This is a genomic window from Streptococcus oralis, from assembly GCF_019334565.1.
GTDB classification, from domain to species: Bacteria; Bacillota; Bacilli; order Lactobacillales; family Streptococcaceae; genus Streptococcus; species Streptococcus oralis_CR.
On the sequence record NZ_CP079724.1, the window covers coordinates 1356128 to 1369985 of the forward strand.

At 35.0% G+C, this 13858-nt stretch carries 7 protein-coding genes and 1 tRNA gene; all 8 read right to left on the reverse strand.

Annotated elements, in window-relative coordinates; all coding sequences use genetic code 11:
* Nucleotides 1-25: 25 nt before the first annotated feature.
* The 8 genes from KX728_RS06720 to KX728_RS06755 all read right to left on the reverse strand — a co-directional run bounded on the left by KX728_RS06720 (nt 26) and on the right by KX728_RS06755 (nt 13761).
* Nucleotides 26-925 carry a DUF6287 domain-containing protein gene (locus KX728_RS06720; protein ID WP_070535579.1) on the reverse strand — a complete coding sequence of 300 codons (900 nt, stop codon included), beginning with the start codon at nt 923-925 and terminating at the stop codon, nt 26-28.
* Between the two features lie 294 nt (nt 926-1219).
* Nucleotides 1220-1292 (reverse strand) — tRNA-Thr (locus KX728_RS06725).
* Between the two features lie 223 nt (nt 1293-1515).
* The gene (locus KX728_RS06730; RefSeq protein ID WP_215804463.1) at nt 1516-7947 is read right to left on the reverse strand and encodes a S8 family peptidase; all 6432 of its coding nucleotides are present in this window, start codon (nt 7945-7947) and stop codon (nt 1516-1518) included.
* 431 nt (nt 7948-8378) lie between these two features.
* Entirely contained in the window at nt 8379-9164 is a 786-nt protein-coding gene (locus KX728_RS06735) for an ABC transporter permease (RefSeq protein WP_215804462.1), read from the reverse strand.
* Nucleotide 9165: 1 nt separating this feature from the next.
* Complete coding sequence (locus KX728_RS06740) at nt 9166-9984, reverse strand: ABC transporter permease (protein WP_096753638.1); 819 nt, start codon at nt 9982-9984, stop codon at nt 9166-9168.
* Between the two features lies 1 nt (nt 9985).
* Nucleotides 9986-10978 (reverse strand): ABC transporter ATP-binding protein, encoded by a 993-nt coding sequence (locus KX728_RS06745; protein ID WP_200730319.1) that lies wholly within the window; start codon nt 10976-10978, stop codon nt 9986-9988.
* A gap of 710 nt (nt 10979-11688) precedes the next feature.
* Entirely contained in the window at nt 11689-12558 is an 870-nt protein-coding gene (locus tag KX728_RS06750; RefSeq protein WP_096753639.1) for a hypothetical protein, read from the reverse strand.
* Nucleotides 12559-12879: 321 nt separating this feature from the next.
* Nucleotides 12880-13761, reverse strand: coding sequence for a class II fructose-bisphosphate aldolase (locus KX728_RS06755; protein WP_001018995.1), 882 nt, complete (start codon nt 13759-13761; stop codon nt 12880-12882).
* Nucleotides 13762-13858: the final 97 nt, after the last annotated feature.

Below are 13858 nucleotides of genomic sequence, written 5' to 3' on the forward strand. Positions count from 1 at the left end.
AACAGTATTTTTGAACGAATACCATCTAGTTTTTCTTTTCCTTTGACTCTAGAGAAGATTTGATTGATTCACGGTCTGCTTGTAGTTGAGCTAAGTTCTTTTCTGCTTCCTCAAGTTTACTGGTATCTGGTTTCACACGATAATAAACATTTTCTGGTTTCATTAACATAGACCCATAATCTTGTCCTGAAAGTAGTCTTTCCTCAGCATGATTGCTTTTATCCGTAATCTTTCCGTCATCAGCAGGTTGCATAACAACTCCACTTGGCACAGCTACTACTACAAATCCTCCAGCAACAGAATCTTTTACCCACGCACTGATAGACGCTGTCTCAGGGTTACGACTATCTTGTCCTTTTGATACCTTTAATCCAACTACAGATTCGTACTTTTGATCATTTGTAAACCAAGTCGCACGTACTTCTCCAGAATCATTAATAATGTATTCATTGCCAGATTGACTACGCCAAGTACCTTCTAAACTAGACAAATCATTGTTCTTGATTGCTTCAATATCTAGTTTTGGAACGGTAGTTTCTTTCTTGAACTTGCTAACAAGTGCTTCTGCTTCCGTAATTTTGGTATCTAAAGCAGTCAGTTGATCCTTGAGTTTTTGAATTTCCTCTTGTTTATCCTTATCAGTCTCATCTGCTTTTCCTTGGCTTGTAGACGATTGACTTGTTGACTCTGTAGTTGAAACAGCAGACGATGCTTGATTTGACTCTTTCTTTCCAATCAAAGAATGAGAGAAAACACTTACTAGGATTAGAGCAACTAAAATACCGAGGACTAACCCAATATAGATTTTGATGTTTCCAGTTCCTCTCGCAAACTTTTTAGTTGACTGCGCCTCTGCTAATTCTGATGCAGTCGGCTTGCGGCCATTCGCCTCCTCAAATTGTTTTACCCATTCTTTCTTATTCATAATTTTCTCCTTTTTGATTTCTATTCAGCCAAGCTTGCGAGACTTCATTCGTTATTATCCATGGATTTTTATAATTTTTAGAAAACCTATGCAAAAAATTCTAGAATGATTAACAGCCTATAGTCCTCTAAAACGGAACGAAAACAAGTGCTTATTAATATATATTATACCACAAAATATAAATTTTAGTTTTTATTTATAAGCAGGAGTTTCAGACGTTAAATAGAACCTATCTCAAACGTTCCACCTTTCCTATAGTTACAAAAAAAGAAGCCCGTTTGGACTTCTTGATTCTGCCGATTGCAGGGCTTGAACCTGTGACCTACGCGTTACGAGTGCGTTGCTCTACCAACTGAGCTAAATCGGCGATTACCCTTTTAGTATAGCACTCTGAGAATAGATGTCAAGAAATTTTCATCACGATTAAAAAAGCCTGTCCTGAGACGAGGCTTTTACATATATCTCTTTAAAATCTCCTATTTTCATAGAAATCTAAATAATATATTTATAAATCAAAATTTTCACAAAACTATGTCATCACCTCACAATCTAATCTCAGTACATAAACCATTTTTTCTATAGCTTTTGTCTTAATCTTTATTTTTTCTCTTCAATCCTAGAAAAGCTCCTACTATAAACATTATTCCGGTAGCTAATAGTGTCTGGGCTCCGCTTGCTGTTCCGGTTTTTGGCAACTGATTAGGATTGTTAATAGTTGATTTACTATTGATGTTGGTATTTTTATTAGTTAAGTTCACTTGTTCATTTAGATAAACGTTCTTGTTAATTTCAAAGTTTTTATCATTCTCATCAGAAACAATACTGTTGACATCATTAGTTGGATTAGATTGTGTTTTTTCTTTCTTTTTCGATACATCAAAAGTAGGTTTATTTTCCTCCTCCTTTTTCTCCTCTATTTTCTTGAATACAGGTTTTATAAAGGTATCTTTTGATAGATTAAGAACATAGCCGGCGTCTTTTTTCCCTTCGAAACCAGAAATTTCCCAACCATCAAATTGGTATCCTTTTTCTAATTCACCCTTATAGACAGGTAACATAAAATCTTCTTCCGACACTATCATTGAAATCATTTCTTCTCCATTTTGAATGGTCACGGTTACCCTATGAGGTTTTAATTCACTTACCTCTCCCGTATCTTTATTTAAAATGAATTCTTTTACAGTTGTATTTCTTGCAAAATCTTTTACAACAATCTTAATGTTTAGTGTCTTATCTGTTAGTTGTTTAATATCATCAAATGATTTGTATTCTTTTCCATTTACATAAATATGTTGTTCTTGAATCTCACCATCGAATCCATTATTTCTTTTATCATTGATGTTAAAGACTACAGATTTTCCGTTAGCATATTCGATACTAGTATTTCCCTTAGGATCAATGCTTACTTCAGGTTTTACATTATCATATAAAAATTGATAGTGTACTCCAACCGCTTTCGCATTCAAATCGCTATAGCCAGTTTGAAGATAAACATTTCCATCCATATCTGTTACCTTATCTGGGAATCCATTTGCTTTATAGTCTTTCATCCCCCAGTCCATGATGTCACCGTCTTTAACATTAAGCTTAATGTTAAAATCTCTAGTGTTATCAATGTGTAAATCTCCGTAGATTAAATAATTGTCTACAACCGATTCATTAACTCTCAACTCCCAGTTAAAACCACCCTTATCAGAAATCTTACCTCTTAAATAAAATTCTGGATTTCGTACATAAATTTTATTAGATTTGGATGGATTAAAGTAGTTCTTGTCCATTGAAAGATTTACTGGTTTTGCATCAATAAATAACGTAGAGCCATCTTCTTTTATAGCTTCTACATTGGACTTATCTTCTCCAGTGTACTCTTTACCATCCTTACCAAATAATACCAGTTTAGAAGAATCTGTCACAAGATTTCCATCTTTATCGATAGCTTCCCCTTTATCATTCATTTTAAAGGTAAACACTTGATACCTTACAATGTTAAAGCCGTCCAAAGCCGACATTAATACTGATTGAGTACTTCTTCCATCTTCAACATTTCTACTATCAGCATAAATTGTTGTTTCTGATAATACTCTTAGATTAGGATTGGCCTTTTGGATTTTTGCTATATCTTCCTTGCTATAGACTCCATTCCCTTCTAACATATCCGTTTTTCCAGGATTATAGGTAGTCACTTTTAGTGCATAGCCTTTTCTTAGAATGATGTTATCCTTTAATAGATATTGTTGTTTTTCTGAATCAGAATAGATTTTACCAGATTCCATGTCCGTTAAATTGTTTGGTTTATTTTTTGAAAGATCTCCTTCTCCTAATTCTATTACATTCCCATAACTTGATGCATACGGATATTCTGCTTTAGTTTCCTTATTTTTTTCAGGCATTCTAATTTTAGTTTCAGCTTTTATCTGATCATCATCTTTGACAAAAAACCTCATATCGCCTGCAAAAGCTAATCCATCCACAATATCATTAATATTAGCGTATAAATCAAATGTCATCGTTTTTGAGTGGGAATCATACTTGGTCGTTTTGATTTCTATCGATTTATAATTATTGCCATAATATACCTTGGCATTTTTAGAAACATTACTGATCTTTCCAAGAATTTCAAAGTGTCCATCTTTAGACGGGTTTAGAATGCCATAAATTTTTGATTTGATTTCATCAAGTTTTTCAGTTTCATATTGTAAGGCACTACCATCGTCATAAGCAATGATATTTCCCTTATCATCGTATTTATAATCGTATTCCTCTATTCTCTTACCAGTTTCACTTGTAAAGTCATCAACTTCTCTGAATTTCTTTTTAATGAGTTTCTTTAAGTCTTTACTTTCAAAATCTCTAATTGTTGAAATAGTTTTATGAATAGTCAAGCTAGATTTTTCTTCGGTAGCCTCTTCATTTTCTTGATGATGTTCTACTTCCGTTGTATCTTTTTTAAGACTATCCTCTTTTCTATTTTCTAAATTTTTAAATTTAGATTCGGGAATCTCGCCAAGCTTTTGGTATTTAGATGAATCTTGATCAGGATCTACTAGATAATAGGAAATCATCCCCTTTTCATCAGCATGATCAGCAAATTTAATTCTATGAATCTTTGTGAAATTGCTAGAACCGTCTAATGCAATCACTTCAATGATTTTGCCTCTTAAATCTCCTGCACCTTTAATTTCATAAATGGTATTTCCGTCTTTGTCAAGTTTCCTATTTCTTCCTTGACCCTCACCTGCATAAGTGACTTCAAGATTTTTCTCAACCTCTCCATCTTCATTAACAAGAGCGGCCCCAGCATACCAAACTTCGTTGGCAATCTCGTCAAATTTTTCAGGATGTTCTTTTTGATCTCTCGCAAATAACGTTTCATTCTTGTATTGCTCTTTGACCTTGTGATAAGTATCCTTTGTAATTAACTTAATTTTTTCAGGGTTTGAAAAATCAATTGAAACAATCTTTGGAGGTGTGTTATCAATTTTTACAGGAATATAGGAAACCTGCCATGGGTAATCCTTGGTTAATCTATATTTAAATTTATAGAAATATTGGCCTTCCGCAATCGGTTCAAATTGTCCTCGTATCTTAGTAGCAGGATCTTTTTTGTCATTACTTTCTGGGGCATTTTCTTCTCTACCTCTAGGGTTATAAATGAGTCCATCCCATTTCAAGTCACCCCAAACTTTTAGTTTAGATGATTTGATTCCTTTTGCATCATTTCTTTTAGAGTTTAAAATTCCTTTAATAAAGTGTTCTCTCGAAATGACTTTTAAGTCTTTTTGATTTTCTCCTTCTTTATTTGTATTTACTATTGAAATCACCCCTTCTTCTGCACTTCTTAATACAAGTGGAGAAGGCGTTAATCCTCTCTCAAGTTGAGCATCTTGAGGATTTCCATTTGAATCTAAAGGATAGATTTTAGCAATATTAGAGCCACTTGATGAAGGTGCGTTGATTCCTTCGTTATTGAAAGCAAATAATTCTGGATTTTGATCTAGGGATGTTGTATTTTTATCTTTTCTATTTTGGATAACTCCTGCTGGATTAAATTTATCTATACCATGTTCTCCACCAATCCCCTTATTTAAGGTACCTGGAATTTTTGGTTTACCATCATCATCATAACCTTCCATTGCTTTTGATTTTGATCCTTCTTCCCAGGCCCATTTATCAAGGATTGGTTCGTGGTTCCAATTCCCAGCAAATCCCATTAGAGGCATCGACAAAGAAGGTTGGAAGTTTCTTTTCTTACCGTTGGAGTTTAGAGCTTCCATTTCTTCCACTGACTCAAAATGAATAAATGATTCTACAAATTTATTTTTGTTTTTAGCTTCTCCAACATTTATAACCGCATTTAAATCAAAGCTGGAATTTGGACCTATAGTGAAAGTATCATGCTCAAATGTGATATTTGCTCCTTTGACTTTTTCTGGGTGAATTTCTGGAACAATTTGCTTCCCGTCCGGAGATTTTTCATCTTTATATGTTTCATCGAGTTTTAGCCTATCAGTTAGAGCATCTGTAGTTACAGTTGATGCAGAAACTTTAAAGGTTAAAGGTCTGTTTGAGGTATTGTGAAGCTTAATTGTAAAGTATTTTTTATCACCTTTTATTTCTTTAAGAGAAATGGAACCATATGAATTTACCAAACCTTTAGAATCTGTATTTTTGAAAGTTGCTACAACTTCATTTCTCAAAGCGTTGGCAACATTAATTAGCCCCGCTCCCTGCTGTCTAGGTGATGCAAAGTATTGACTCTTTTCTTTCCAAGAGGTTGCATCCATCATAGGTCTTGCAGTATTTTGTAGAGCTATTTTTGTAAGACTTGTAAGGTCTATTTTGTCATCTCCCTTAAGATTTTTCAAGACAGGTCTTTCAAGCAATTCCTTTAATTTTGGTCGAATCAAAACAGTAGAAGCTGCTACGATTGGAGTTGCCATACTAGTTCCTGACATATAACCATAAGTGGATTTACCATTGATAACATTTAGAGTGGATTTAATATTTTTACCAGGTGCTGAAACATCCGGTTTTAAAAGCAAGTCTGTTCTTGGCCCCCAAGATGTAGACCCTGCTGGGACTATAATATCTTCTTTATAAAGTTCTTTGTCTGTGTCAGCTGCAAATTTAAAGTCAATTTCTTTTTCATCACCTACATTCGGTTTATTAGAATTATAGCTTTCCATATCAATTGGATAGTATTGTTCTAAGTTATCTTTAAAATCTTCCTTATTATTTCTTTTGACTTCAGTTTTTTTATCAGGGTTAATCATGTTCCATAATTTTACACCATCATCTCCTGAAATTGAAAATACTTGACTTTTAGTCCCTTCATCCGCTTCATATCCCATAGCTGGAAGGTCTGTCCAATTATCTCTATTGTAGTAATTTACAGTATTTACAACCATAATAGCACGTGCACCTTTATCCGTTGCTCTTTTAAAAGCATCTTTTAAATCCTTGGTATAAATTCTATCCATTACTGCAATTTTGCCCTTAAGATCCAAGCCTATCAAATCTTGGTCTTGACCTTTGCCTATATATACAAATTTTAATTTATTTGGAGTTTTTGAGCCATCCTCATTTGTTAGGATTTTATTTTTATCGAAAAAAGCCCCTATATTTCTGTATTTAAAACTTTGTCCACCTATGTTAACTTTATCAAACTCAATGGTTTGATTTTTAGCAGAAGCGACCGCTATAGCATCTTCATGTGCGGCAGTTCGTGTTACATTTCCAGTATCTGTCATTTTCAGATTATTATTTGCTACTAAATCCCAAGAAGAACTTGAAGCAGAAGTCGCAAAATTACCTGTAGCAACAACCATTGGGATTCCTGCTTTTCTTAATGCTCTAATAGCCTCCCAATATTTCTCGCCTACAAGACCTGTTCCCGTAAAGCCAGATGATACCGAAACAACATCGACATTGTGTTTGATCGAATCTTCAATAGCATGAAACATTGTTTCATCACCCGCAAACCCAGATCCTGCGTCAGAGTACATTTTATAAGAGAAAATTTGTGCATTAGGCGCAATTCCATCTATGCCATTAAAGTTCTTGATGTCTTTTTCAGTATCATTTCCAGCAAGAATCCCTGCAATATGCATCCCATGTGGGTCAAAATAATCCCTTCCATCATCATATTTTTCTACAGTGATTTTACCACCATTATAATAATTGAACGCATGAGGGATTTTATCACTCAACCAATAATTTTTATCAGTGCCTTTTAAGTCTTCTTTTTTAAATTTCATTGAGTCTTTGGCATCATCATCGATCCTCATAGCCTTATGCCTATAATCTGTTCCAGTATCGATATTTGAAATGACCATACCTCTACCATCAAAATTTTTCCCAAATGGAGCATTAATAGACTTTAGGTAATCAATAGCTTCCTCAACTCCAATTTCCTTTCTGGCATGATTCATCATTGGTTGGAGTTTTTGTGATCGTTCAACCGACGAAACACCTCCTATTTGTTTAATTTTGTCCAAATTATCTGGAGTTGTTTCAATGGCAGTGCCATTAAAAATCGTATTATAAGTATATAAAACTTTTGTATCCTTAAGATTGGATAGTTCCTTAATTACTTTTTCTCCAGATTCTTTATCTTTAAATTCAGCAATATAGACAAGTTTATCTTCTTTTTTGGGACTTTCCGTGTCCTTACTTGCAGACGAGTCTGCATTATCTCCTTTGGATTGATTGGAGTCCTCTTTGATACTTGCTCCTTCGTTACTAGTTTTTTTGTCTATCACAGACTTTTTACTAACAACTTCTTTTTCCTCAATAACTGTTGTCTTCTTCTCCTCAGTATCCTTTGAAGTTTCTATAACATTATGAATATCTTCAGATTGTTCATTGTTTTCTGTTTCTTTATCTGCTACTACTTTTTCTTTATCAGAAATTCTTAAAGCATCTTCAGAACTAGGTGCATCTGCTAAAATTACCTCATTGGGGGTATATGCTGCTAAAATAACTGCAGCAGTAGTTAATGACAATACCGTACTTTTTTTCATTATAATTCCTTCATATTTTATTTTAAACCCAATAGATAGAAAACTTTAACCTTGCTAGCCTTTGTTATAAAAAGTTTTATGACGTATTATCTAGTGGGATAGAGTAGTACATTTATATATAATTGTTAGCTCTCTGAAAAATAGTATATCAATTAAAAAAATTTAAGTCAAGAAAAATTAACACGCATTAATTTTTTTTTTAATCCATGTTAACAAAAAATCTAGTCAATAAATATTATAGTTAACTGGCTACAATATAAACTCATTCCTACCATCAAAAATATTATCAATCAACTGGAATAATTACCAAAATCGCAAAAAGTGGGGATGGATACAACTTATGCCTCAATAAATATGCAAAAACAACCGCTATAATTTTCAACGGTTGTTTGTAACATATTTAATTTTTAAATCTCATTCTATTTAATCTCTTAAGAACCTGCACTTTCGTAAGCATCCAATCCTCTATCCCAGAGTTTGAGCGAAATGAAAAAGAAAACAAGGAAAATCAACATCAACCCACCAATGTTAAAGATCCCATCCTTGTCCTGTAAGAAATAGCTAGCAGGATAGTAGGCCGTAAAAGCAAAAGGCACGATAAAGCTAATCAACCAGCGAAGAAGGGAGTTGTAAATGGAAATCGGGTACTTGGCAAAGTCATTAAACATATAAAAAATGTAAATCATGGCGCCTGACTGCTTGGTCCAAAAAGCGATACTGGCTGTCGCGATTTTCAAGGAAGTATAAATCAAGGTCGCAAAAGGAATGCAGACTAAGAAAAGCAGGAATTTGGGAAAAGTCCAAGCAATACTAGATACCGTTGTCGCTAGCAAAATACCTCCGACCAAAAGTTCGCCCAAGGCATCAATCTGAAAGGTCTCAACCAAGATGTGAAAAAGAGGATTAATGGGACGCGTCAGGTACTTGTCAAACTCTCCTTTTCGCACCAAACGTTGCCCCAGTGCCCAGAGATTGTCAAAAAAGAGATGGTCCAATCCCTTGGGAATTAAGGAAAATCCATAGATAAAGGCGATTTCTTGAAAAGTCCAGCCTTCTAGCGAGGGGATGTGTTGAAAGAGTACATTGAGAAACAAGAGGTTCAGGCCTTGAGTTAGAAAAACTCCTAACACGCCCACCACAAAATCGACCTTGTATTCCATGATTTGCTTGATGTATTGTCTGATAAAAATCAGGTGCATGCGTTGATATTTTTTCATACTAACCTCCTTGAATGGTGATGAATGACTGGACTCGTTTCCAAATCAGCTGAGACAAGCCCGCCATCACTATGAGCCAGAAAACCTGTAGCAAGATAGCTTGAAGAATCTGATTGGCATCGTATTTCCCAACAATGATCATGACAGGAGTGTAGATCAAGGATGAAAAAGGCAAGAAGGACAAGATATCAGAAACAATCTTTGGAAAGAAAGCCAGGGGAATCAAACTTCCAGACATAAAGGCCACTATGGAAGTCTTGAGTAGATTGGAACCCCATAGATTTTTAAACACAAAGGCTGAAAATCCAAAGCAGATATTAAAGAAAAAGTTAATCAGATAGGCCAGCGTTAAGCTAAAAAGATAAAGGGTAGTTAGTCCCAGCACTTCTACTATCCCTTGCTCAGATAAGATTTTCATCAAGACAATAACACTTAAAAATGGCAGTCCAACAGAGATAAAAATCAACCACTTGGATCCAAGCTCTGTAAAGAGGTAAGAAGCCGCAAAATGCACTGGTCGCAACAAACGCATGATAATGGAACCATCCTTGACCTCCTCCCCGATCATAAAGGAGCTATCTGACCTGGTCAACAGATTGGTCACAAAACTCATGATGATGTAGAGGGTGATATCTGCCATACTAAAGCCCTGAATCAAAGACTCCTGCGAGGAATCAAAGACAGCCTTCCAGAGATAAAAAGCCACAAAAGCTCCCATAACATCCCCAATCCGGTAGAGAATAAAGTTGACTCGATAGGTGATCAACTCCTGAACACCTGCATTGATAAAGGGTTTATAACGTCTCCACAATTTGACCATCTTAGAGCTCCTTTCGGTAGAAGCGACGGATAATATCCTCGATATCCGTATCCAACATCTTCAAATCGCGGATTTCAAAATCAGACAGGGTTTGCTTGATAATATCAGCCGACTGGTAGCGGGAACTGTCGAATTCAATATTGAGGCTGTTTCCTTGTCTATCAATGGTCATATCCGAAGAGCCTTCATAGTGAGAGACAAGATGACTTTGCCCTGGTAGCAGTTCAAAGGAAAGAGTCTTCATCTTGCCAAAGGTTTCCTTGAGCTGGCTAACCGTTCCATCAAAAATCTCTTGCCCCTTATCAATCATAAAAATTCGATCACAGAGTTGCTCAATGTCGCTCAGGTCGTGAGTGGTCAAGAGAATGGTTGTTTCTTCCTCTTGATTGATCTGAGTAATTGCCCGACGAATATTGTCCTTGACCGAAACATCCAAACCAATGGTCGGCTCATCTAAAAAGAGAACCTTGGGATTGTGAAGCAAGGAAGCCGCAATGTCCGCCCTCATCCGTTGCCCCAGTGAAAGAGTTCGCACAGGATCCTTGATAAATTCCTTCAAATCCAAGACTTCATTCAAAAAATCCATGCGTTTATGAAAGAGCGAGTCTGGCACATCGTATATCTCTTTCAAGACCGTATAGGTCTCTTGCAGTGCCAAATCCCACCATAGCTGGGTGCGTTGTCCAAAGACAACCCCGATATCCTTGACATAGTCTTGACGATTGTCCTGTGGAATCTTGCCGTTAATCCGACAAAAACCAGATGTCGGTTTTAAAATTCCTGTCAGCATTTTGATGGTTGTCGACTTCCCAGCACCATTGGCCCCGATAAAGCCTAAAATCTGCCCCTTGGGAACCTCAAAGGTCAAATCCTTGACCGCTTCAAAGGTCTGCTTTTCAGGATGAATAAAGGAGCGCAAAGCTCCCTTTAACCCCGGCTCCTTCACTGTCTTCACAAAATTTTTCTGAAGATGTTCCACTTCTATCATTGCCATAAATCTCTCCCTATCGCAAGGAATAGCAACATTGTATTTTTGACTACAAATATCTAAATCCTTACTTTCTACAACTTCTACATTTTATTACTACAGAAGGCTTTATACCAACCTATTATAGTCCAATAAAAACTAGAATGCAAGCGTTTGCCTATAGATTATGAAATTAGAGATTTCTCTCTTAAAATCATACTTTTAAACAAAAATTCTGGTTTGATAATTTCTTTAAAACAGCAAAAAACCCACCCAATGGGCAGGTTCTGTATGTATTGTTCAGCTAGATTATGCTTTACCTTCTGAACCTAAATCATTTATTCACTATACTTTCTCATACACTAAAAAGGGCTATATTCAGGTATTCTTCTCCCCACACTGTATTGGAACGATTATTAATTACACTCTTTAGTTCTTAAAAAGCAAGGCAAATTGGGGACAAAATTTAATTTTTTTCTATGAACTAAATGTCCTTGTTTGATGGAGAAGTAATTCAGTGTATGCTAACCTTTCTATATAATAGTTTACTTATAAACTATTAACTTCTATGATTTAAAGTAATGTACCTGTGTTGACTAAAAGTAGGAACTACCTAAGAAAAAGTGAGCTAAAACTACTCTTAACTTTATAATCTGGATTGATGGTAACTAACATTATTGAATCCATAATCCATTTAATCTATTTAGATAACATAAACTATCTTGTACAGAACTTAGTCAACTATTTTCAATTTCATTCTTCAAAACATCTACTATACATTCTGCTCTATAACTAATTATCTCCTTTGATTTATTATAGTAATTAGACGCCAAATCGATATATTCATCTCTAGTAATAAAGTCAGACCGAGAACGTCTATTTCTGCCAATATACTCTTTTCTTCGAATTTCAAGAGGTATATCAAAAACATTGTACGGTTTTCCGTCTTCTACATAGCTTTCCAAAAAGAAATCATATATATATTTTTTAAATTCAATTTTATTAAAAATAGTATTTTCTATTAACGAAGAATGTAATACTTCAGAAAAGGTTCTATACTCAGTTTCTATATCCGGATACTTATACTGAAACAATGCTCCAAGAAAGCTATCAAAATAATCTTGAAGAGTATAGTAGTTCGCTCTCTGCCTATTTAAATTTAATTTGTTAGGTATCACAATAAAATTACCAATAGAGTGGTATAAACTTAAATATTCTTCAATATTTTTCAATAAGTTTTTATTTACTTTATATCTTTTGGCAATTAAATATTCCTTTCCAAAAACACTATTAAAAGAATTCATTGTATCTCCTCTAAAAGGATGTTCTACTGCCCCCCAGGAACCTAATTTTTCAAAAGTTAAATCAAAAACATGTCCCCAAATCAATATATATATTGCCTGAGTTATGTAATACATGTCAGGATCAGCTATACTACCAAAATAAAAGTTTCTTTTTTCTCGATCACTAATTCTATTAACAAGAAGAGTAATATCCTCATTTTTTAACATATTAACGTCTCCATTTAATGCATCACTAACAAAACTTTTTACAATATCTAAAGATTTAAAAAAATCTGGAGTCGTTCTATACTCTTCTCTATCCATAAAAAATCCTTTCAATATAATTAATAATTATGAATACTCATAACAATAAAATACTTAATCATTAAAAATCTATTATCATGATAACTTCTCTTTTTAGTATAACAAAAATATTCCTAGGTAACAAATTTTACATCATCGTATTTGACATTGTTTTTATTAATAATTAAATAATTGCTTAATTAGTCTGATGCTAGATTTCACTATAGAAAGTATTACTAAAATAAGTGAAGTAATACAATATAGAAAGTCAACGAATACGGTAAAAGAAAACCAAAAAACCCACCCAATGGGCAGGTTTCTGTATTGTATTATTCAGCTAGATTAAGCTTTACCTTCTGAACCGAATACGTCGATACGTTCTTCAACTGATGCTTGGATAGCTTTTACACCGTCAGCCAAGAATTTACGTGGGTCGAAGAGTTTTTTCTTGTCGTATTCTGCTTCGTTTGCTTCGTAGTCACGAGCAAATTTACGAGTTGCGTTAGCGAATGCGATTTGGCATTCAGTGTTAACGTTAACTTTCGCAACACCAAGTTTGATAGCTGCTTGGATTTGGTCATCAGGAATACCTGAACCACCGTGCAATACGATTGGGAAGCCTGGAAGAGCTTCTGTCAATTTCTTCAAGTGGTCAAGGTCAAGACCTTCCCAGTTTGCTGGGTAAGGACCGTGGATGTTACCGATACCAGCTGCCAAGAAGTCAATACCAGTTGCAACCATTGCTTTAGCGTCTTCGATTGGAGCCAATTCACCTTTACCGATGATACCGTCTTCTTCACCACCGATAGTACCAACTTCAGCTTCTACTGAGATACCTTTAGCGTGTGCTTTTTCAACAACGTCTTTAGCCAATTTAAGGTTTTCTTCAACTGGAAGGTGTGAACCGTCAAACATGATTGAAGTGTAACCAACTTCGATACACTCAAGTGCATCTTCGTAGTGACCGTGGTCAAGGTGAATAGCTACTGGTACAGTGATACCCATTGACTCAACAAGGTTAGCGATCAAGTTGCGAGCAACTTTGTAACCACCCATGTATTTAGCAGCACCCATTGAAGTTTGGATCAAAACTGGAGCTTTTTTAGCTTCTGCTGCGCGCAAGATAGCTTGAGTCCACTCAAGGTTGTTTGTGTTAAATCCACCAACTGCATAACCGTTGTCACGAGCTGCTTGGACAAATTTTTCTGCTGAAACGATTGCCATTTGTCAGGCCTCCTATATATTTTTTGGGACATCCCATTTACATTGTTCATTTTATCACTTTTTGATAAAAAAAGCTAGTTTTTCCCATACTTTAGAT

What these genes read in the sequence shown, in the direction of transcription:
- KX728_RS06745 (WP_200730319.1), bottom strand. Translation starts at nt 10,978, where the DNA reads ATGGCAATGATAGAAGTGGAACATCTTCAGAAAAATTTTGTGAAGACA.
- KX728_RS06755 (WP_001018995.1), bottom strand. Translation starts at nt 13,761, where the DNA reads ATGGCAATCGTTTCAGCAGAAAAATTTGTCCAAGCAGCTCGTGACAAC.
- KX728_RS06740 (WP_096753638.1), bottom strand. Translation starts at nt 9,984, where the DNA reads ATGGTCAAATTGTGGAGACGTTATAAACCCTTTATCAATGCAGGTGTT.
- KX728_RS06720 (WP_070535579.1), bottom strand. Translation starts at nt 925, where the DNA reads ATGAATAAGAAAGAATGGGTAAAACAATTTGAGGAGGCGAATGGCCGC.
- KX728_RS06750 (WP_096753639.1), bottom strand. Translation starts at nt 12,558, where the DNA reads ATGGATAGAGAAGAGTATAGAACGACTCCAGATTTTTTTAAATCTTTA.
- KX728_RS06735 (WP_215804462.1), bottom strand. Translation starts at nt 9,164, where the DNA reads ATGAAAAAATATCAACGCATGCACCTGATTTTTATCAGACAATACATC.
- KX728_RS06730 (WP_215804463.1), bottom strand. Translation starts at nt 7,947, where the DNA reads ATGAAAAAAAGTACGGTATTGTCATTAACTACTGCTGCAGTTATTTTA.